General features: G+C 71.5%; 23 protein-coding genes. 4 read left to right on the top strand and 19 right to left on the bottom strand.

Annotated elements, in window-relative coordinates; translation table 11 throughout:
• A partial coding sequence (locus ACWC9T_RS10415; RefSeq protein WP_449820637.1) for a carboxyl transferase domain-containing protein occupies positions 1-245 on the bottom strand: 245 nt, incomplete at its 3' end.
• 326 nt (positions 246-571) lie between these two features.
• Here ACWC9T_RS10415 and ACWC9T_RS10410 point away from each other — a divergent pair.
• Positions 572-2,722, top strand: a complete 2,151-nt coding sequence (locus ACWC9T_RS10410; protein ID WP_449820636.1) for an MMPL family transporter — start codon at positions 572-574, stop codon at positions 2,720-2,722.
• A gap of 89 nt (positions 2,723-2,811) precedes the next feature.
• On the opposite strand, the gene ACWC9T_RS10405 is transcribed toward ACWC9T_RS10410, so the two are convergent.
• The 7 genes from ACWC9T_RS10405 to ACWC9T_RS10375 all read right to left on the bottom strand — a co-directional run bounded on the left by ACWC9T_RS10405 (position 2,812) and on the right by ACWC9T_RS10375 (position 8,774).
• On the bottom strand, positions 2,812-3,852 hold the full coding sequence (locus ACWC9T_RS10405; protein ID WP_449820635.1) for a polyprenyl synthetase family protein: 1,041 nt from the start codon (positions 3,850-3,852) through the stop codon (positions 2,812-2,814).
• A gap of 195 nt (positions 3,853-4,047) precedes the next feature.
• Complete coding sequence (locus tag ACWC9T_RS10400; protein WP_449820634.1) at positions 4,048-4,260, bottom strand: MbtH family protein; 213 nt, start codon at positions 4,258-4,260, stop codon at positions 4,048-4,050.
• Between the two features lie 73 nt (positions 4,261-4,333).
• Positions 4,334-4,975, bottom strand: a complete 642-nt coding sequence (locus tag ACWC9T_RS10395; protein WP_449820633.1) for a DsbA family protein — start codon at positions 4,973-4,975, stop codon at positions 4,334-4,336.
• A 110-nt stretch (positions 4,976-5,085) separates the two neighbouring features.
• Positions 5,086-5,811: an IclR family transcriptional regulator gene (locus ACWC9T_RS10390; protein WP_449820632.1), complete on the bottom strand. Its 726-nt coding sequence runs from the start codon at positions 5,809-5,811 to the stop codon at positions 5,086-5,088.
• A gap of 4 nt (positions 5,812-5,815) precedes the next feature.
• Positions 5,816-6,562 (bottom strand): thioesterase II family protein, encoded by a 747-nt coding sequence (locus ACWC9T_RS10385; RefSeq protein WP_449820631.1) that lies wholly within the window; start codon positions 6,560-6,562, stop codon positions 5,816-5,818.
• A 22-nt stretch (positions 6,563-6,584) separates the two neighbouring features.
• Positions 6,585-7,544: an ACP S-malonyltransferase gene (locus ACWC9T_RS10380; RefSeq protein ID WP_449820630.1), complete on the bottom strand. Its 960-nt coding sequence runs from the start codon at positions 7,542-7,544 to the stop codon at positions 6,585-6,587.
• A gap of 411 nt (positions 7,545-7,955) precedes the next feature.
• The gene (locus ACWC9T_RS10375; protein ID WP_449820629.1) at positions 7,956-8,774 is read right to left on the bottom strand and encodes a LuxR family transcriptional regulator; all 819 of its coding nucleotides are present in this window, start codon (positions 8,772-8,774) and stop codon (positions 7,956-7,958) included.
• Positions 8,775-8,789: 15 nt separating this feature from the next.
• On the opposite strand from ACWC9T_RS10375, the gene ACWC9T_RS10370 reads away from it, so the two are divergent.
• Positions 8,790-8,963, top strand: a complete 174-nt coding sequence (locus ACWC9T_RS10370) for a hypothetical protein (protein WP_449820628.1) — start codon at positions 8,790-8,792, stop codon at positions 8,961-8,963.
• Positions 8,964-9,055: 92 nt separating this feature from the next.
• Positions 9,056-9,586 (top strand): YbaK/EbsC family protein, encoded by a 531-nt coding sequence (locus ACWC9T_RS10365; protein ID WP_449820627.1) that lies wholly within the window; start codon positions 9,056-9,058, stop codon positions 9,584-9,586.
• Between the two features lie 74 nt (positions 9,587-9,660).
• Here the strand turns inward: ACWC9T_RS10365 and ACWC9T_RS10360 are convergent, their stop codons facing one another.
• From ACWC9T_RS10360 to ACWC9T_RS10335, 6 genes are all read right to left on the bottom strand, one after another.
• Entirely contained in the window at positions 9,661-10,773 is a 1,113-nt protein-coding gene (locus ACWC9T_RS10360) for a prephenate dehydrogenase (RefSeq protein WP_449820626.1), read from the bottom strand.
• Positions 10,770-13,238: an aminotransferase class I/II-fold pyridoxal phosphate-dependent enzyme gene (locus ACWC9T_RS10355; RefSeq protein WP_449820625.1), complete on the bottom strand. Its 2,469-nt coding sequence runs from the start codon at positions 13,236-13,238 to the stop codon at positions 10,770-10,772. The genes ACWC9T_RS10360 and ACWC9T_RS10355 overlap by 4 nt, the downstream gene beginning before the upstream one ends.
• Positions 13,239-13,587: 349 nt before the next feature.
• Entirely contained in the window at positions 13,588-13,842 is a 255-nt protein-coding gene (locus tag ACWC9T_RS10350; RefSeq protein ID WP_396325255.1) for a LysR family transcriptional regulator, read from the bottom strand.
• Between the two features lie 192 nt (positions 13,843-14,034).
• Entirely contained in the window at positions 14,035-14,376 is a 342-nt protein-coding gene (locus ACWC9T_RS10345) for a hypothetical protein (RefSeq protein ID WP_449820624.1), read from the bottom strand.
• A 55-nt stretch (positions 14,377-14,431) separates the two neighbouring features.
• Positions 14,432-14,839, bottom strand: coding sequence for a hypothetical protein (locus tag ACWC9T_RS10340; RefSeq protein WP_449820623.1), 408 nt, complete (start codon positions 14,837-14,839; stop codon positions 14,432-14,434).
• On the bottom strand, positions 14,839-15,183 hold the full coding sequence (locus tag ACWC9T_RS10335; protein WP_449820622.1) for a hypothetical protein: 345 nt from the start codon (positions 15,181-15,183) through the stop codon (positions 14,839-14,841). Before ACWC9T_RS10335 ends, ACWC9T_RS10340 begins: the two co-directional genes overlap by 1 nt.
• Before the next feature lie 377 nt (positions 15,184-15,560).
• On the opposite strand from ACWC9T_RS10335, the gene ACWC9T_RS10330 reads away from it, so the two are divergent.
• The gene (locus ACWC9T_RS10330) at positions 15,561-17,504 is read left to right on the top strand and encodes an ABC1 kinase family protein (protein WP_449820621.1); all 1,944 of its coding nucleotides are present in this window, start codon (positions 15,561-15,563) and stop codon (positions 17,502-17,504) included.
• Positions 17,505-17,622: 118 nt separating this feature from the next.
• Here ACWC9T_RS10330 and ACWC9T_RS10325 read toward each other — a convergent pair whose 3' ends face one another.
• The 5 genes from ACWC9T_RS10325 to ACWC9T_RS10305 are packed head-to-tail and all read right to left on the bottom strand — an operon-like array spanning position 17,623 to position 20,161.
• Positions 17,623-18,240 (bottom strand): DsbA family protein, encoded by a 618-nt coding sequence (locus tag ACWC9T_RS10325; protein WP_449820620.1) that lies wholly within the window; start codon positions 18,238-18,240, stop codon positions 17,623-17,625.
• Positions 18,241-18,257: 17 nt separating this feature from the next.
• A complete protein-coding gene (fabG, locus tag ACWC9T_RS10320; RefSeq protein WP_449820619.1) occupies positions 18,258-19,004 on the bottom strand; it encodes a 3-oxoacyl-[acyl-carrier-protein] reductase in 747 nt (248 codons plus the stop codon).
• Positions 18,997-19,500 carry a 3-hydroxyacyl-ACP dehydratase FabZ family protein gene (locus ACWC9T_RS10315; RefSeq protein ID WP_449820618.1) on the bottom strand — a complete coding sequence of 168 codons (504 nt, stop codon included), beginning with the start codon at positions 19,498-19,500 and terminating at the stop codon, positions 18,997-18,999. The genes fabG and ACWC9T_RS10315 overlap by 8 nt, the downstream gene beginning before the upstream one ends.
• The gene (locus ACWC9T_RS10310) at positions 19,500-19,895 is read right to left on the bottom strand and encodes a 3-hydroxyacyl-ACP dehydratase FabZ family protein (protein WP_449820617.1); all 396 of its coding nucleotides are present in this window, start codon (positions 19,893-19,895) and stop codon (positions 19,500-19,502) included. The genes ACWC9T_RS10315 and ACWC9T_RS10310 overlap by 1 nt, the downstream gene beginning before the upstream one ends.
• Complete coding sequence (locus ACWC9T_RS10305) at positions 19,892-20,161, bottom strand: acyl carrier protein (protein WP_449820616.1); 270 nt, start codon at positions 20,159-20,161, stop codon at positions 19,892-19,894. Before ACWC9T_RS10305 ends, ACWC9T_RS10310 begins: the two co-directional genes overlap by 4 nt.
• Positions 20,162-20,192 lie beyond the last annotated feature (31 nt).

The raw sequence follows: 20,192 nt of genomic DNA, 5'->3' as shown, positions 1-20,192 counted from the left end.
CCGTGAACGGTGCCCCAGCCGACGATCACGCCGTCGGTGTGCGGCTTCTTGGCCTCCAGGCCGAAGCCCTGGGCGCGGTGCCGGCGCAGCGGCTCCAACTCCTGGAAGGTGCCGGGGTCGAAGAGCAGGTCGATCCGCTCACGGGCCGTCAGTTTACCCTTGCCATGCTGGGCCTCGGTAGCCCTTGGATCCCCGGAACGGATGCCGGCCCGCAGGCCCTGGAGCTCCTCGACCCGGTCACGCATGGTGGACGCGGTTGACGCGGTACCCGGCACCGGCCATCCCCCCTCTGAACGCTCGACGGTGAATCGACGGTAGGCAGGGCCCGGCCCGGGCCGCCACGGTCCACCCCCCGGACCGTCCGCAAGCTGAACCGCCCACGCCGGACAAGCGGAGCGGTCCGGGCCGAGTGGCCACAAGCTGCCACGGCGCGGGTGCGAACGAGGGCGACGGTGCGATGCTGCAGCCTCACCCTCTGCGATCGCGAACTCTGATCGCGCACCATCCATCGGTTCGGATCGCCCGCCCGGCATCACCCCCGGTGCCGGGGCTTCGAAATGCAAGGAGTGTCATGTTCACACGGATCGGGCGGTTCGTCGTCCGTCGGCCATGGCTGGTCGTTGCAGCCTGGCTGGTCGCGGCGGTCGCGCTGACCGCGCTCGCGCCCAAGCTCAAGTCGACCACCGACCAGGCCGAGTTCCTGCCCTCGCACTACGAGTCGGTCCAGGTGGCCGACGTGCAGAAGCGCGCCTTCCCCGGGCCTGACCAGCCCGCCGCGATCGCCGTCTTCAAGCGAACCGACGGCGCCGCGCTCACCGACGCCGACAAGGCCGACCTGGCGAAGATCGCCGCCGGCCTGGAGGCCAAGCAGTACGCCCACCTCAAGAAGGTCCAGACCGACCCGAGCTCGGTCTCCCCGGACGGTCGGATCGGCCTGGCGCAGGTCTACGCGGACATCAAGGACTCGTACGACGAGTCCGTCACCAACGACGTCAAACAGCTACGGGTGGACGTCAAGGAGCTCCTGAACGGCACCAGCCTCAAGGTCGGCGTCACCGGCGACGCCGCCACCGCGCTGGATTCCCAGGACTCCGGCAGCAACACCGACGGCATGATCATGATGGCGACCCTGCTGCTGATCATCATCCTGCTCGGCGTCATCTTCCGCAGCCCGCTGATCGCGCTGCTGCCGGTGCTGGTGATCCTGATGGTCTACCTGACCGCGACCGGACTGATCTCCACCGCCAGCTCCCTCTTCGGCCTGACCGCCGACTCCTCGGTCTCGACCATGCTGATCGTGGTGCTGTTCGGCGTCGGCACCGACTACCTGCTCTTCCTGCTCTTCCGCTACCGCGAGTTCCTGCGGGCCGGGATGGAGCCGCGCCCCGCGATGGCCGAGGCCGTCGCCCGCGTCGGCGAGACCATCGCCTCCGCGGCCGGCGCGGTGGCGGTGGCCTTCCTCGCGCTGACCCTCTCCACCATGGGCATGCTGCGCGCCATGGGCCCCTCGCTCGCCATCGCCGTCGGGGTCAGCCTGGTCGCCGGCGTCACGCTGGTGCCGGCCGTGTTCGCCCTGCTCGGCCGGGCCGCGTTCTGGCCCTCCAAGGCCTGGAAGCGCGAGCCGAAGAACGCCCTGGCCCAGAAGGTGGGCGGCCTGACGGCTCGCCGTCCGGGGCTGGTCGCGGCGGTCTCCGGCGGTCTGTTGGTGGTGCTCGCAGCCGGTGCCCTCGGGTTCAAGGCCGACTTCGACTCCGGCAGCTCGCTGCCGAAGAACCTGGAGTCGGTGCAGGCAATGGACGACCTGCAGGGTGCGTTCTCGGCCGGCCGGGCCGAGCCGACCTTGGTGTTCCTGGAGAACACCGGCGGCGGCAAGCTGGCCGAGGACCAACTGACCTCCTACCACGACAAGCTCGCTGGCATCGGCGGTGTCGCCCAGGTCTCCCCCGCGGTGCGTTCCGCCGACGGCACGGTCGCCCAGTTCAGCGTCTCGCTGACCTACAAGCCGATGGATGAGAAGGCGATCGACCTGGTCGGCGGCGCCCTGAGGGACCAGGCACACGCTGCCGCACCGACCGGCACCCGGGCCCTGGTCGGCGGCATGACCGCCGTCATGGCCGACATCCGCACCGCCACCAACCACGACTACACTGTGGTGTTCCCGGTCGCCGCACTCGCCATCATGCTGATCCTCGGCCTCCTGCTGCGCAGCGTGGTCGCTCCGTGGTTCCTGATGCTGTCCGTCGGCCTCGGCTTCGCCGCCACCCTCGGCGCGACGGTCTGGCTCTTCCAGGGCATCAAGGGCGCCAACGGTGTCATGTTCAGCCTGCCGATCCTGGTCTACCTCTTCGTGGTCGCCATCGGCACCGACTACAACATCCTCATGATCGCCCGACTGCGCGAGGAGATCAGCGAGGGCAACGACCCCCGGGCGGCGGTCAAGCACGCGGTGGCCCGGTCCGCGCCGACCATGGGCGCCGCCGCGATCATCCTGGCCGGCACCTTCGGTGTCCTGATGCTCGCGGACAACTCGATGCTCCAGCAGATGGGCTTCGCGGTGGCGTTCGGCATCCTGCTCACCGCCTTCGTCATGGCGCTGTTCCTCGTTCCCGCCGCCACCACGCTGCTCGGCCGCCGGGCCTGGTGGCCGGGGCTGAAGGACCAGGTGCCGACCCCGGCCGGCGAGGAGCCCCTCCTGGTGGGCAGCGGCCGCACCACGGGCTGACCTGCGTCGGCGACGGCGAAGGGGCCGCCGGGGTCCGAATCCGACCCCGGCGGCCCCTTCGCGTCAACAGGCGTCAGGAGGTGCGGTGTTCAGGAGTTACGGTGCTCGACCACTCCCACCAGACCGGCCAGCGCCTCCCGGGCCGGGAGGTCCGGCAGGTCTGACAGCGCGTCGCGGGCGTCCGCCGCGTAGGAGTGCAGCAGTTCGCGGGCGCGCGCCTCGGCGGTGGAACTGCGCAGCAGCTCCGCCGCCCGGCGGCGGCCGCCCTCGTCGGCGAGCGGCCCGCCCTCCAGCAGCCGGCGCAGCTCGGCCGCGCGCGGTCCGTCCTCGCTGAGCGCCAGCAGCACCGGCAGGGTGCGCACCCCGACGGCGAGGTCGATCCCGGCGTCCTTGCCGGACTCCGTCGGGTCGGCGGCGAAGTCCAGCAGGTCGTCGGAGAGTTGGAAGACGATGCCGAGGTGCTCGCCGTACTCGGCGAGCGCCCGGACGGCCGGGGCGGGCACGCCCGCCACCGCGCCGCCCACGCGCAGCGCCAGGGAGATGAGCGAGGCCGTCTTGTCGGCGATCACCGCGAAGTGGTGGGTCAGCGGGGACTCCCCCGCCGCCGGACCGGTCAACTCCCGCAGCTGGCCATGGACCAGGCGTTCGGCGGCGCTGCCCTGCAGCCTGACCACCTCGCCCCCCAGGTCCGCGGCAAGCCGGCCGGCCCTGATCAGCAGTCGGTTGCCGAGCTGCACGGCCGTCCGGTTGCCCCAGCGGGCCGGGGCGCTCGGCACGCCGTGCCGGCTGCGGGCGCCGTCCATCACGTCGTCGTGGTGCAGCGACGCCACGTGTATCAGTTCCACCAGCGCGGCGGCGTCCTGGACCCGGTCCGACCGGTCCACGGGGGTCCCCGTGCCGAACTCGGCCGCGAGCAGCACCAGCAGCGGGCGCAGCCGCTTCCCGCCGGCCTCGATCAGGTACCGCGACCACTCGGCGACCAGCGCGTTCGGCACATCGGCCGCCACCTCGCGCAGTCTGGTCTCGGCGTCGGCCAAGCCGCGGTGCAGTCGATGGGTGAGCCCCTGATCGGTCAGGGCCAGGCGGGCCACCAAGGAGTCCGGCCGGGGCTCGGCGGTCAGCGCGGTCATCGTTCCTCCGGGCGAAGCATCAGCGCGGTCGTTCGAACCCGACCCTAGGTCCGGCGCCGGGGATCGGCCGGTTCCCCGGGGCAGGCTGGCAGGTAACTGCCAGCGGGCAGACGGCAGGCCCCGGTCCGCGTGGGGTCGGACCGGGGCCTGAGTGTGGTATGCGGCCGTGGGGAGCCGCCGTCAGGTGACTGCGGGTCAGGCGCCCATCGCCTCGACGAGGCTCTTCGGGCGCATGTCCGTCCAGTTGGTGTTGATGTACTCGAGGCAGGACTCGCGGCTCTCCTGGCCGTGCACGACGGTCCAGCCGGCCGGGACCTCGGCGAAGGCGGGCCACAGCGAGTGCTGGTTCTCCTCGTTGACGAGGACGTAGTAGGAGGCGTTGTCGTCCTCGAACGGGTTGGTCGCCATGATGGATCGGACTCCTGTCGGTTGGTTGCGGATGTTGCGGGCGTCGGCGTCGATTGACGTCGGCCGACGTTGGTCAGCGGGCGGTCGCGGTGGCGGCCGCCATGCGGTGGCGCACCGCGGAGACGAATCCGGGCAGCCGGTCGATGCCCCAGAAGCGCTGGTAGCCGTCGATGAAGTACGGGACCCCGAACACCCCGTCGCGGTAGGGGGCGTTGAATGCCTCCAGGCCCCGGGCGCGCACGTCCGGGTCCTGCCAGGCTCCGCCCAGCACATCGGGATCGAGGCCGATCCCGGCACCGATGCCGGCAATGACCTCCGGGGAGGATATGTCCAGTCCCTCCTCCCACCTGGCCCGGTAGGTCTCGTCGATGAACTGCCGGCCACTGCCGTGGTCCCTGGCCACCAGGTAGGCCAGGTGCGAGACCTCCCAGTTGGGCGCGCGGTCCACCGGCCAGACCATCTGTAGATCCCGCTCGACGGCCAGCCGGCGGATGTCCTGGAGCACGTAGAGGTGCTTCTCCCGGGACAGCTCCACGTAGGGCAGCTGCACCCCGGAGGACTCCAGGTGGTCGTGGTGGGCGTCGTCCGGCTCCCAGAACGGCAGCCAGTCGATCGCCTCCGTGACGTCCGGGTACCGGGTGATCAGATCCCGGTACGCCATCCAGGAGTACGCGCTGCTGAATGAGAAGTACCAGCGCGGCGGCTTTCTTGCCATCACTGTCTCCAAGGAATTCGTAATGATCAGCCGGACTGATTTCTATCGACTTCCCTCAGGAACGGACAAGGTGTTCTGCAGCTAGCTGTCAGGACTGCGCGGCGGGCCGATCAGGTCAGCCCGGCGCCGAGTTCGGCGGCCGCGTCGATCAGCAGCCCGCCGTACTGCTGGCCCGGAGTCCGGGACATCAGCGTGACCGGCCCGTCCAGCACGAGCGCGGCCACGACCTGCCTGTCGGCTCCGCGCACGGGCACCGCGGCCGCGCCGAAGCCCAGCTCGCCCGCCCCCAGACTCTGCGCCCAGCCCTGTTGGCGCACCTTGGTCAGGGTGACCGCACCGAAGCCGGCTCCCCGGATCGTCTCGGCGATCTCGTGCGGGTCCTCCCAGGCCAACAGCACTTGGGCCCCCGCACCGGCCCTCATCGGCAGCGCCACGCCCTCCGCCGACCGGGCCTGCCGCCCGGTGCCCGGGCCTTCCGCCGTGGCCACGCAGATCCGCAGGCCGCCGTGGCGCCGGTAGAGCCGCGCGCTGGCCCCGGTGCGCTCCCGCAGCTCCGTCAGCACGCGCCCGGCGCTCTGCACCAGCCTGTCCCGGCCGGCCTCCTCAGCCAACTCGCCGATCCGCGGGCCGATCAGGAACCGCCCCCGGGCGTCCCGAGTCAGCAGGCGGATGCTCTCCAGCGCGAGCGCGAGCCGGTGCACGGTCGCCCTGGACAGGCCGGTGACCTCGCTCAGGGTCCGCAACGAGGCCGGGCCGTCGGCCAGCACGCCGAGCAGCAGGGAGGTCTTGTCCAGGACGCCGACGCCGCTGCTCGGCTCCGAGGTCACGGTACCCATCACGTCACGCGATCCGTGCGGCGAGATCGCGCACCAGCGCGTCCCGCTGGTCCATCAGGTAGAAGTGGCCGCCCGGGAACACCGTCAGGTCGAAGGAGGTGGTGGACACGTCCGCCCAGGCCGCCATGTCGGCCGGGGTGATCTCGTCGCGGTCGCCGACATAGCCGACCACCGGACAGTTCACCGGATACGCCGGCCTGGCGTGGTACGTCCCGACGATCTCGAAGTCGGCGCGCAGAGCGGGCATCACCAGCTCGTACAGGTCCGGGTCGCGAAGCAGTTCCGCCTCGGTACCGCCGAGCCTCAGCACCTCCTCGATCACGGCCTCGTCACCGCCGAGGTGGGTGGGCTTCGGGGACACCTGGTGCGGCGCTTTGCGGGCCGACACGTATAGTCCGGCCAGCTGGACGCCGTGCACCCGCTCCAGCTTCAGCGCCACCTCGTAGCCGAGCGAGGCACCCATGCTGTGGCCGAACAGGTGCACCGGCAGGTCGAGGAACGGGAGCAGCGCCTCGGTGACCGCCTCGGCGAGCTCCGTCATGCCGGTGATGCATTCCTCGGCGATCCGCTCCTGCCGACCGGGGTAGCGGGCGGCCAACACCTCCACGCCGCCGCCCAGGTGGTCCACCCAGCCGTGGAAGGCGCTGGCGGTCCCACCCGCGTGCGGCAGGCAGACCAGCCGTTGGACCGCCCTGCCGTCCGACGGCGGGTAACGCCGGAACCACCGGCTGCCGACTGCGCTCTCGATCATCTCTCCCTCTCCTGTCCGTACGTCATCCCCGCACACCCGACACCGCCGGGCCGACGGCCCCGAGGGCCACCGGGCTGTCGACGGAGAGCACTTCGGCCGCCGGTGCGATGCGGCGGACCATGCCGGCCAGCGTGCGGCCGGGGCCCAACTCGATCAGCCGCTCGCACCCGAGCAGGTCGACCAGCGTCCGGATCGCGGTCTCCCAGAGCACCGGCGAGACCAGTTGGCGTTCCATCAGTTCCGGCCAGTCGGCGCCGGACGCGTGCGGGCGGGCGTCCACGTTGGCGACCACCGGGGTGTGCAGCGCGGCGAACTCGACGCCCGCCAGCGCGGCCCGCAGCCGCGAGGCCGCGGGCGCCATGTACGGGCTGTGGAAGGCCCCGCCGACCGGGACGCTGATCAGCTTGGCCCCGATCCCCGGTGCCTCGGCGGCGGCCGCCGCCACCCCGGCCACGGAGCCGGAGAGCACCACCTGGCCGGGCGCGTTCACATTGGCCACCCAGACCCGGTGCCCGGCGGCCCGGGCGTCCGCAGCCAGCGCCTCGACATCCGGCAGCGGCGCGCCGACGAGCACTCCCATGGTGCCGTCGGACAGTTCGGCCGCCTCCCGCATGGCCCGGCCGCGCACGGCGACCAGCCCGGCCGCGTCCGCGAGCCCGAGCGCCCCGGCGGCCACCAGGGCGGCGAACTCGCCCAGGCTGTGGCCTGCGCAAGCGGCGACCGGCACGTCGGACCACAGTCCGCACCGCCGTGCCTCGTCGAAGGCCATCACGTCGACGGTGAAGATCACCAGCTGGGCCAGATCGGTGCGGCGCAGCAGCGCGCCGTCGGTGTGCAGGAGCAGTTCCGCGACGTCCTCGCCGGCCCGCTCGGAGACCGTATCGACGAGGGACCACGCCTCGGTGTCCCGCCAGGGCGCGCCCATGCCCTGCTTCTGGGTGCCCTGTCCGGGGAACAGCAGCGCGATCGGTTCGGGGGTCATGGCCCACACCTTCCAGCCGGCGGATCACCGAGTCGTCGGGGTCTGAGGCGGAGCCGGTCCCGCCGGGGGTGCAGGGCCGGCTCCGCCGCGTGCCGCCGCCCGGAACGCGCCGTTGCCCACCGCGACGGCACGTTCCTCACCCGGAACGGCGACTCCGGCGGCCCGCCCGGGGGAGGTGGCTGCCGGAGGCTTTCGGTACAGCTGAGGTCGATCCGCGGAGCGGATCCCGGTCGGCGACGAGGTCCCGGGCCGGGTCCGGACCACTGTCCGGCCCTCGACCGACTACTTTGCCCCCAACGGGTGTTCGCCGACCGCTGGTGTCCGACGCCAGTTCTATCCGGCCGCCCGGAGCGGCGACAATGCCCGTTTCAGGAAGCTGCCACCGCCCGGCCGGCGGTATCGCGCCGCAGGTCAGGCGGTACGACGAGCCTCGTGCAGGGACTGCCCTCCGGTCAGCAGCCCGAGTTCGGCGGCCCGCGCCCCGGCCTGGAAGCGGGAGTTCGCGCCGAGCTGCTCCATGATCTCGGCGACATACCGGCGGTAGGTGCGAACCGAGACCGAGAGGTCCCGGGCGGCCACCTCGTCCGTCACACCGGCGTTCAGCCGGTCGAGGATGCGCTGGGCGAACTCCCGCCGGGCCGTGCTCCCGAAGTCGGGCCGGGCCTCGACCGGAACCGCACGCCGCCAGACGCCCGCGAACAGGTTGTGCATGGTGCGGATCACGGAGAAGTCCCGGATCACCGCGGCCCGCCGGCTGCCGGTCACCAGGTCCGCGCAGGCAAGCACGACCTGGTGGTCGACCATGATGGTCTCCATCCACGGCAGTTGGCAGATCCTGGCCTCCAGCTGGCAGCCCGCGTCGAGCTGCTCCTGGAGGAACTCCCGGTCCAGCGTCTCCGGCACGCACAGGATCCGCACGGTGACCTCGTCACCGCAGGACGTGAGCATCTCACCCAGAGCACCGTAGATCGCCCCGGCTCTGGGTACGTCCGAGGCGAGCACCACCTGGAGCCCGTGCCGGGTACGCCCGATCAACCGGGCCGCCTCGGCGGACAGCTCCTCCTCGTCCGGCGGCACCGCCGCGACGACGGCCGCTCGGGACACGAAGTCGCGGTGCCTCATCACGGTGTCCTCGATCAGGGCCTGAACCTCCAACAGCCCCCGCTCGACCTCGTCCCCGAACCGGCGGCCGCGCGAAGCCGGCGCTGGTGTGCTCGACAGTTCCCTCATGGCTACCCCCATGACGTGCGACTCCGTCCACCGTCATCGAACAGCGCGGCGCTCCCGGAGTCCTACGGAGCTGTCAGCAAGCTGCGCACCCGGGCGACCGCCTGCCCGATGGACACCCCGATCGGCGACGATCCGTACATGGCCGTCCACGCGGGGTGGCGGAGTCGCCGGTTCGGCCCGACCGTTTGACCGATTCCGGCCATGACAGCTAGTGGCCAGCCCCGGATTTCCGATCGCTTCGGGCATTACGTTCGAGCCAGCCTTTCGAGGGAGGAAATTCCGTGAACAGCACTGAGCTCACGGACGAGCCCGAATACGGCGTTTACCACCGGATCATGACAATGATGTCGTCGTCCGGGACGCCCTTTCGTCTGATTGACCACCGACCGGAAGGACGCACCGCCGAGGCCAGTGAAATGCGCGGGCATTCGCTTCGGCAGGCCGCGAAATGCATCGTGGTCCGCACCAGGACCGCCGGGAGCCCGCCGCGGCACACTGTCGTCGTCGTGCCCGGTGACCGCCGGGTCGACCTGGAAGCCGTCACACACCATCTCGGCGGCGACCGGACGGCGTTCGCCGACCGACGGACCGCAGAGCGGCTCACCCAGTGCCGCAGCGGATCGATCGTCCCCTTCGCCTTTCAGCGGGACCTCGGGCTGCTCGCCGACCCGGCGCTGCTCGAACCCGAGGAGATCTTCTTCAACGCGGCCCGCCTCGACCGATCACTGGCGATCGCTCCGGCGGACTGGGCCGACCTCGCGCGACCGCTGATCAGGTCGGTGGCGCAGCGCGATCCGGTGACCGCCGACTGATCGAACCGACGGCACCGGCAGGCGACGAGCTCCGGGGGTGCGGCGATCCCGCACCCCCGGAGCTCCGTTTTCGGTCAGCGGGAGCCCGCGACCAGTGCGGCCTCCTCCGCCACGGTCCAGCCGTCCGCGTCCAGCAGCCGGGAGAGCGCCGGCGCGGACTGCTGCTGCACGAGCAGCTCGACCAGGCCACGGGGACGGTCCATCGAGTGCTCGATCCGCACGTCCTCGATGTTTACCCCGATCTCGCCCACCGCGGTGAACAGCCTTGCCAGGGCGCCCGGTTGGTCCGGCACCAGCACCGGGACGGCGGCCAGGTCGGTGAGCGGGGTGCCCGACTTGTGGGCGACCCGCGCCCGCCCCCGGTTGCCGTGCCGCAGGACGGCGTCCAGCGTGGCCGCGGCGTGCTTGCGCCGCGCGGTGTCCGCTCCGGCCAGGCCCCGCAGCGCGGAGATGGTCCGGCCGAGGTCGGCCGCGTACTCGTCGAGGACGTCCGCGACAGCGGCGGCGTTGGCATCCAGGATCTCGCCCCACAGGCTCGGGTCCCCGGCCGCGATGCGGGTGACGTCCCGTACCCCCGGCCCGGCGACCCGGATGCTGGACTCCCCCGCGTCCGCCAGGCGGGCCGCCATCAGGGAGGAGACCAGGTGCGGGGCGTGCGAGATGAGCGCGACGGCGTGGTCGTGCGCGGCGACGTCCATCACCACCGGCGTGCCGCCGCACAGCGAGGCGAGTTCAAGGGCTCGGTTGAGCGTCTCCTGGCCGGTGTCCGGGGACGGCGTGAGCACCCACGGCCGGCCCTCGAACAGGTCGGCCCGCCCGGCGAGCGGGCCGGAGCGCTCGGTGCCGGCCATTGGGTGGCCGCCGATGTAGCTGGCCGGGTCGGCCCCGGCGCGCGCCACCTCGTCGTGCGGCTGCGCCTTCACGCTGGCGACGTCGGTGTAGGCGTGGGCCAGGCCGTCGCGCTGGGCCTTTGCCAGGACGGTGCCGATGTGCGCGGGCGGGACGGCGAGGACGGCGAGGTCGACCGGCCCGTCGGGTGCGGTCAGCGAGCCCGCGCCCATGGCCTCCGCGGTCCTCGCCGCCGTCCGGTTGACGTCGTCCAGGTGCACCGCCACCCCGTGGCGGCTGAGCGCGAGCGCGACGGAAGTGCCGATCGCCCCGGTCCCGATGACGGCGGCGCTCCTCATCGCCCGGGCCCGTCGACGGCCGTGGCCGCGGCCCCGGTCCCGGTCTCGGCCTCGACGAAGCGCGCCAGCCTGGCGATGCCGTCCTCGACGTCCGCGCGGGTCAGGTAGCTGAAGGAGAGTCGCATGGTGTGCTCGCCGCCTCCCTGCGGGTAGAAGTACGACATCGGGGTCCAGATCACACCGTGCTGCTCGGCCGAGCGCAGCAGGGCGGCGTTGTCCGCCGGGAACGGCACCTTGACGGCCAGGAAGAACCCGCCGCTGGGGACGTTCCAGCTGAGACCGAGGGCACGCCGCCGCTCCTCCGGGAAGTGCCGCTCCAACTGCTCCAGCACGGCTGCCAGGACCTCCCCGTAGTGCGCGGCCGGCCCGGCGTTGAGCTCGGAGAGCCGCCCGTTGGCCGCCAGCAGCATCCCGGCCACCGCGGCCTGGGCGATGGGCGGGGTGTTCACCGTCACCATGCTCTTGACCTTGGCCAGTTCGTCGGCGAGCAGGCCGGTGGAACCGCTGGCGTCCCGGACCGTCTGGTCCGCGATCACGAAGCCGATCCGCGCGCCGGGGAAGACCGACTTCGAGTACGAGCCGAGGTGGACCACCCGGCGGCCGGTGTCGAGCGCCTTGAGGGTGGGCAGCCGCTCGCCGGTGCTGACCAGGCGGTAGGGGTTGTCCTCGATCACCAGCAGGTCGAGGCGCTCCGCGAGCGCGAGCAGGTCCTCGCGGGCCTGTCGGGGCATGGTGTTGCCGGACGGGTTGGAGTGGTCGGGCACCACGTAGAGCGCGCGCGGGCGCCTCCCGCGGGCCCGCTCCGCGCGGACGGCCGCCTCCACCGCCGCGCAGGAAAGGCCGTCCGGCTCCTCCTCGATCGCGGTCACCGGGATGCCGAGCAGCGAGGCGGCGCCGGTGATCCCCACGTAGCAGGGGCTGGTGGCCAGCAGGACGTCCCGGGGGCCGGCGAACAGCGCCCGGAGGGTGAGGAACATCGCCTCCTGGCAGCCCACCGTGACCACGATCGAGGCGGGGCTGACGTCGATCCCCTCGTCCTTGCGCAGCGAGTCGGCGATCAGCCCGTTGATCAGTCCCGCGGTGGGGCCGTACTGGAACAGCTTGGTACGGACGTTCGCGGGGGTGTCGCCCTGCTCGGCCAGGTGGTCGAGGTAGCGGCGCAGGTGCGTGAAGAGCTCCTCGGTGTCGAAGAAGCCCTCGTACGGCCGGCCCGGGGCGAAGGAGACCGCCTCGGGGTAGCGGATGGTCACCTCGTTGAGGAAGTTCATGGTGTCCAGCACCGGGTCGCTGACGCTGGCGTGCAGCTCCTCCTTGTGCAGGACACCGGAGGGGGACGGCTGCCCGGCCGCTGCGCCGGACTGCGGCGCGGCCCCGCCGGACGGGACCGGGCCCGGCTCCAGCACGGCGGGGCCCGCATCGGCGGCCGAGCGGGTGCCGGTCAGCAGCAGGGCGTCCTCGAACTCGCCGACCAGGATGTCGAAGACGTCGGAGACACCGGTCTGCCCGGCCACCGCCAGCCCGTGCAGCACCGGGCGGCCCAGCAGCACCGCGTCGGCGCCGAGCGCCAGCGCCGCCAGCACGTCGGTGCCGCGCCGCACGCCGCCGTCCAGCAGCACCGGGCAGCGCCCGCCGACCGCGCCGGCGACCTCCGCCAACACCTCCAAGGATGCGTAGCCGCCGTCGAGTTGTCGCCCGCCGTGGTTGGAGACGACCAGGCCGTCCGCGCCGGCCTCCAGCGCCCGGGCGGCATCCTCGGCCGTGGTGATCCCCTTGAGCAGCACGGGCAGTGCGCTGACCGAGCGCAGCCAGTCGACCACCGACCAGTCCAGGGCCGGGTCCAGTTCGGTGCGCCCGTGGCCGCTCGGCGAGGAGTAGTCGGCCGCAGGCAGGTTGGCCGGCACGATGCCGTCGGGCAGCCGGAAGTCGTTGCGCAGGTCGCGCAGCCGCCGGCCGAGCCGGGGCGCGTCCACCGTGAGGACGATCGCCTCGAAGCCAGCCCGCTCGGCCCGCTCGATGAGTTGACGGGTCGTCGAGCGGTCACGGAAGCAGTAGACCTGCAGCCAGAGCGGCGAACTCGCGGCGGCGGCCAGCTTGTCGAAGGCCTGCCCGGCGAAGGTGCTCACCACGACCGGCAGGCCCGCCACCCCCGCCGCCTGCACGGTGGCGACCTCACCCCCGGGGTGCACCATCGTGTGGTACGCCATCGGTGCCACCCCCACCGGGGCGGCCCAGCGACGCCCTAGCACCGTAACCGAGGTGTCCACCTCGCTCACACCGGTCAGCACCCGGGTGCGCAGCCGCATCCGGTCGAAGGCCAGGAGGTTCTGGGAGAGCGTCCGCTCCTCCCCCGCCCCGCCCTGGATGAAGTCCCAGACCGACGGGTCCAGGCGCTCACGGGCCAGCGCGGCGTAGTCGTCCAGGGTCAGCGCCTGCGGAGCCTCGGTCCGCACGTCGTCAGCCGTCATGGGACGACCACCTCTGCCCGCGGCGTCGGGAGTTCGATGTCGTGTCCGCGCATGCTGAGTCCCCATCCAGTAATCGGAAGCGATGTCGATTAGACGTCACAACTCCCGGTCCGGACGCCCCGACCGGCACGGCTCGGCAACTTGCTGACAGCCCGACGGGACGTCCGTCCTTCCCAATGACCGAGGTCCCGGCCGTCCCTCGCGGGACGGCCGGGATCTCCAGAAGACGCGGTGGCTGCGTATACGACGCCAAGTGCGTCATACCGTGCCTGTTTTCAACTATTTGACGTGGCCGTGTGCCGCTGCCGCGCCCGGTGAATGCTGTTACCGAACGCGGACGCCGACGGGCTCACACCGCGCAAACGCCTTTCATGCTGTCGATGAGCGTCAGGACCGCCTTCGCCGACGGCAGGATCATCCGCCCCTCGCGGGTGAGGTGCGCCCCGTTGGAGTCCCGGATGAAGAGTTTCGTTCCCAGCATCTGCTCCAGGCATTTGATCTGGTAGCTGATCGCCGGCTGGGAATACCCCAGTTCCTTCGCCGCGTGATCCATGCGCCCGATCTCGGCCACGGAAACAAAGGCTCGAAACTCCCGCTCATGCATATCTCCCCCTGTTGTTTCGGCGGGTCGCCGGAGCAACCGAACTCCGTAATGTCCAGTCCATAACAGCCGATTCGAAGTGGCGGCGCAACAGCGGCTACAGGAAGCTGCAACGGGGCCGATCCGGCCTGCGCGCCGGCCCCGCCCGGCACGCCCCGCGCAGGTAGTCGAACCACGGCCCGAACCGCGGTTCGCTCACAGAAAACAGATCATCCGATACTCGGACCAGCTCTCCGCCGAGGTCCGCGCACCGATCAACTCGACCCCCTCCAAGAGCTGATCACGACCAGTCATCCCGCTCGCGATCAGTCCCGGTTCCTCCGCCCGGACCCGGATGCCGGCGTCCAACAGTGCCTGGACGTCCTTCCTCGGGTCGCTCAGGGTCTCCACCACACGATTGCCGAAACGCAGCGGAGCCACCGTCGCGGCCCTGGCCGCGTAGCTGACCGCCTGTCCCCGCAGCAGGATGTCCATTCCCCCCATCTGCCGGTGCAGTTCGCGCACCAGGTAGAGCGTGTCGACGAACTGCTTCTCCACTGCGCCTCGGTAGCCGCGGTCCACGATCGCCAGCACTCGGGCCTGCCCGGTCATCTCAGATCACTCCGATCAGTACGGTCTTGCCCGTCGCTGCCAGGTTGGCCGCGTAGGCGTGCGGTGCCCGCATGGCGATCTCCGGCAAGTGACCGGTCGCCCCGCGGTCATCGCTGCAGAACCGGCAGCCGTACCAGTAGAGCTGCTCGGGAAACGCCTGGAGCATCTCCTGAACGATCGTGGCGGTGGTCAGGTGGCGCGTCGACCAGTCCGCCAGGTCGCGCGGCTTGAACTCGCCCAGCGACTGCTGTGTCAGCATCGTCGCGTAGCCGCATGCCCAGACCTGGACCCGCCCGCCCTGCTCCAGCATCGCCTGGACCAGCCGTAGCACGGTCGTGGTCAGATCGGTCCGGTGCGGCGCCCCCATGAAGGTCACCAGGACGTCGGTCGTGGGAATCCGGCGGGGCATCAGTGCCACACCGTCCGGACCGCGGGGTCGAGCACCAGCCGCGCGATCTCGTCCATCTCGGTCGGTACCGCCTCGGGACGGACCGCGGCGGCGACGATCCCCCGCTGGTCCAGCGAGAAACGGTCGACCAGCAGCCGGCCACCCGCGTCGAGGAAGTCCAGCAGCTCCGGACGGTCGCCCAGGGCGAGCGAGACCCCCCCTTGCACCAGGAAGAGGGTCACCTCGTCCCCGGCCCGCGCCTGGACCGCACCGTCACCGACGAAGGCCAGGGCTTCCTCGGTCGCGGACTCCTGGCTCTCGACCAGGAGATATCGCAGCGCCTGCCGGTGGAGGACTGTGCTCATCGGGTGCATCCCCTCTTATGGTGTCCGCCTTCGGGCGGGCTCTGTCGCCCGGTCGGGCGACAGCACGGCCGCCGTTCCACGTGCGGCACCGCCCCGTGATCCTCGCAAGGGTCCCGGCCTCCGCGGTCCGCCGGCACACCGTTCTGACAGGAAGGTGACAGCGGAGGCACCCTCCCCGTCTCCACCGGTCGGCCGCACCCGGCCTCCGCCGACGCGGCGCTGCCGCCGCAGGTCGACCGCTGCCGGTGAGCCGCTGGTCCTGGCGCTCGACTGGCATCTTGCGGCCACCCGGACCGCCGTTCCGGCTCGGCCTTCCCGGTCGTTCGTAGGCTTGGCCATCGTCTCGCGTCCGGTACAGCTCAGGGGGTCAGCCACACGTGAAGACGGCTATCCTGCTCGCCATCGGCTGCGTCACCATCGCAGTCACGATCGCGGGCTTCTCTGCGGGCGCACGACTGCTACTGGGGCTTCGGGTCGGCCGTATCCGCGCCGCGGTGACCGGGTGCGTCGGCCTCTTCGCCACGATGGTCTTCAGCCGGACTGTGCACTCGGCTGACCGCGGCGCGCTCATCACGGTCGAGATCGGTTCGGTGCTCCTGCTGACCATGGGCTTCCTCGCCGTCTCCGAGGTCGTCCTGCCCAGTGGCTCCTGGCCGTCGATGCTGCGACTGCCCCGGGCACTGCGCCGCCGAATCGCCCGGACCCGCCGCTACTCCCAACTCAGCGCGATCGCCTATCGGCACGGCCTCGGACGGCTGCTCCGCAGCGCGGGCCGCACCTCGGCGACCGGGCACGCCGGCCATCACGAACTGGCCCGCTCGCTTCGGCGAGCCCTGGAGGAGGGCGGAGCGACGTTCGTCAAGCTGGGCCAGGTCCTCTCGACCCGGCACGACCTGCTGCCGCCGAGCTTCACCAAGGAGCTGAGCAACCTCCAGCACCAGGCCACGCCCGCGCTCTGGGAGGAGGTCGCCGAGCAGCTGCGGCAGGTTTTCCACCGGCCGCTGGAGTCGGTCTTCGCCCGGTTCGACCCGGTGCCGCTGGCGGCGGGGTCGATCGCACAGGTGCACCGGGCCCGACTGCACTCGGGTCAGGAGGTGGTCGTCAAGGTACGCCGCCCCGGCTGCCGACCGGTCGTCGAACGGGACCTCGACATCCTGTGCAGCGTCGCCCGCCGGCTCGAGGAACGGACCGACTGGGGGCGCGCCGCCGGGGTCGAGGCGTTGGCCCGCGGATTCGCCGAATCCGTCCTGGAGGAGCTGGACTTCCGGGTCGAAGCCCGGAACATGACGGCGGTCGCGGCGCGCAACCAGGCCGGGAAGGTGCTGATACCGAAGGTCTTCCCGGAGCTCTCCAGCGAGAAGGTGCTCGTCACGGAGTGGCTCGACGGCCAGCCGCTCAGCGCGTCCAGGTCGGCGTTCGAAGGTCCGGACGTGGACCCGACGGCCGTCGCCCGCACCGTCCTGGACAGCGTCCTGCGGCAGATCATGATCGGCGGGACCTTCCACGCGGACCCGCACCCGGGGAACATCCTGCTGCTCGGCGACGGCCGGCTCGCGATGCTCGACTTCGGCTCGGTCGGCCGGATCGACGGGCAACTCCAGGCCAGGCTGCGCGACCTGCTCGTGGCCATCCGCCGGGCCGACGCGGCCGCGCTCTGCGACGCACTGCTCGCACTGGCCAACCAGCCGGAGGAGATCGACCAGAAGAACCTCGAACGGGCCCTCGGGCTCTTCCTCGCACGGCACTTCAGCTCCGGAACGGCGCTCGACCGCACCGCGTTCAGCGATCTCTTCCGGCTGGTCACCGCCCACCGGCTGACCATTCCGAACAGCATCGCGGCGGCGTTCCGCGCGCTCGCCACGCTGGAGGGCACCCTCACCCGGATCGCCCCCGACTTCGATCTGACGGCCGAGGCGAAGCAGTTCGCCTGGGCGCAGGTCACCGAGTCGGCATCGCCGTCGAAGCTGGGAGGCCGGGCCGCCGACGAGTTGCTCGACATGCTCCTGATCGGTCGCAGGCTGCCCCGTCGGCTGGACCGGATCACCAGCGCGATCGAGCAGGGCCGGCTGAGCGTGAACATCCGGCTGCTCGGGAACCGCCATGACCGCGGCTTCCTGCAGACCCTCGTGCACGAAGTCATCCTGACCGCCCTCGGGGCGACCACCGGGGTGATGGCGGTCATCCTGCTCAGCACCGCCCGCGGACCCCGGATCACCTCGTCGGTCAGCCTCTTCGAGGTGATCGGCTACAACCTGCTGGTGGTCAGCGCCATCCTGATGGTGCGGGTACTCTTCACCATCTTCCACGCCCGCCGCCGGTAGCCGTGGGGTCCCGGCCGCCGATGACGCGGCCGGGACCGTGAGGTCCGGGGCCGCCCGCCGATCCGACCGGACCGACGAGCGGCTCGCGAAGTCCGGCAGCCGGGCACCCACCGCCGCGCTACGCCGCGGCGCGGACGCTCGCGACGAACCCGGCGAGCCGGTCGGAGCCCCAGAACTTGTCGGGCCCGTGCAGGAAGAACGGCACCCCGAACACGCCGTCGCGGCCGAGCGCGCGCAGCGCCTCGACGCCGCGGGCGAGGATCGCCGGGTCGTCGACGGCGTTGCCGACGGCGTCCGGGTCGAGGCCCGCCGCCGCGCCAGCGTCCGCGATCACGGCCCGGTCGGAGATGTCCAGGCCGCGTTCGAACCGCGCCCGGTAGACCTGGTCGAGGTACTCACGGCCCAGGCTGGCGTCCTCGGCGACCAGCCAGCCGAGGTGGGCGATGTCCCAGTCGGGTGCGGTGTCGACCGGCCAGGCGACCGTCAGTCCCCGCTCGGCGGCCAGCCGTTTGACGTCCTGCAGGATGTAGAGGTGCTTCTCCTTCGACATCGGGACGTAGGGCAGCCGGACGTCCGTCCCGGCCAGGAGCCGGGAGGTCGCCTCGCCCGGCTCCCAGTACGGACGCCATTCGATCCGCTCCGCCACGTCGCGCGCGTTCTCGGTCAGCTCCCGGAAGGCCAGCCACGAGTACGGGCTGCGTAGGGAGAAATACCAGCGTGCCGGTTCGACCGCCAACTCAGGCTCCTGGGGCTCTAGATGGTGATGCCGCCGTCGATCTGCAGGACGGCGCCGGTGATGTAGCCCGCACGCGGCGAGACCAGGTAGGCGACCAGGTCGGCGACCTCGTCCGCGGTGCCGAGGCGGCCCAGCGGCACCGACTCCAGCGCCTTGTCCTTCGTCTTGCCGGTGAGCACCGAAGTCATGTCGGTGTCGATGAAGCCGGGGGCGACCACGTTGGCGCGGATGCCGTAGCGGCCGACCTCCTTGGCCAGGGCCCGGGAGAAGCCGATGATCCCGGCCTTGGAGGCGGAGTAGTTGCTCTGGGTGGCGTTGCCGTAGACGCCGGCGACCGACGAGATGTTGACGATCGCGCCGCCCTTGCGCTTCATCATGCCGAAGACGACGGCACGGCAGGCGTGGTAGACCCCGTCCAGGTTGGTGTCGAGCACCTGGTGCCACTCCTCGTCCTTCATCAGGACGAGCGGGTTGTCCCGGGTGATGCCGGCGGCGGTCACAGCCGCGTCGATCGGGCCGAGCTCCCGCTCGGTCTCCTCGACAAACCCGCGCACCGTCGCGAGGTCGCGCACGTCGACCTTGCGGCTCAGCACCCGCACGCCGAGGTCCCCCGTCTCCTTCTCAAGGACGCGGGCGGCCTCCTCGTTGGACTGGTAGCAGAAGGCGACGTCGAAGCCGTCCTGCGCCAGTCGCAGCACGGTGGCGCGGCCGATGCCGCGCGAGCCGCCGGTGACCAGCGCCACCCGGGTGTCGTTCTCAGCCATGACTCTCTCCAATGGGGACCAGCCGGAGTTCCTCGGCCGGGCGGAACGTCAGCACGGCGCTTTCGACGGTCAGCACGGGCTCACCGTCCACCAGGCTCCGGCCGGTGATGATCAGGGTGTCGCTCAGGGCCCGGACGATGACGGCCCGATGCTCCAGCAGGTCGCCCGGCAGCACCGGCCGGTGGTACTCGACGCCGGACACACCGCCGAAGAGCATCACCCGCCCGGCCATCACGTCGGGGTTGGGGTCCTCCCAGGTGGCCAGCAGACCCGCCGCCTGGCACCAGGACTCCATCAACAGCACCTGCGGGTAGGCGAAGTCCTCGTCGTCCGCCGCCGCGCGGTACCAGGGTTCGTTGCAGCTCACCGCCTTCACGGCGGTGATCCGCTCCCCCGGTACGAGTTCCAGGACCCGGTCGACCAGCAGGATCGGGAAGCGGTGCGGCAGCACCCGCCTGATCCCCGCCTGGCCGATGACCTCGGACGACCCGGCCATCACGCCTCCCCTCCGCTACCGAACCGCAGCCGGACCTGAGCCGCGGCGGCACGCTCGGTCGCCACCTTGCCGCTGCACTTCCAGGCACCGGGGCCTCCGGTCCAGGTGAGCTCGACCTGCAGCCGGTCGCCCGGGAAGACGGGGCTCAGGAAGCGCGCCGACTCCACCGATGCCAGGGCCAACGGGCCACCCCCCGGCGGTGGGGCCTGGAGCGCGCCGAGCCGGACGCACTCGATCACGCAGACCCCCGGGAAGATCGGGAACCCCGGGTAGTGGCCGGGCAGCACCGTCTCGTCCTCGCCGACGGTGACCTCGGCAGCCGCGTGGAATCGCCCTTTCCCGTCGACGGCCGGCGGGCGCACCACCTCCACCCTGGCGACGACCGGGCTGATCACGCCGACCCGAGCTTTCCGCGCAGCAGCTCGTAGGCGGTGCGGAGCGAGGTGATCAGCGGGAAGTCCCGCTCCTCCAACCGCAGGCCGTACTTCTTCTCCAGCACGACCACCACTTCCAGGGCCAGCAGCGAGTCGATCCCGAGATCGGCGACGAAGGCGGCGTCGTCGGTCAGCTCCTCGACGTCGACGTCGAGGACGTGCGCGACGGTCCGGCGCAGGTCCTCCTTCTCCAGGACGGTGATGGCCGAGGCGTCCTGCGTCGTCATGGTGATGTCCTTCCGTGAGCGTGGGTGGGTC

Source organism: Kitasatospora sp. NPDC001159 (assembly GCF_053598235.1).
Note: the sequence above shows the minus strand (reverse complement) of the source record. Positions and strands in the feature narration are given on the sequence as shown.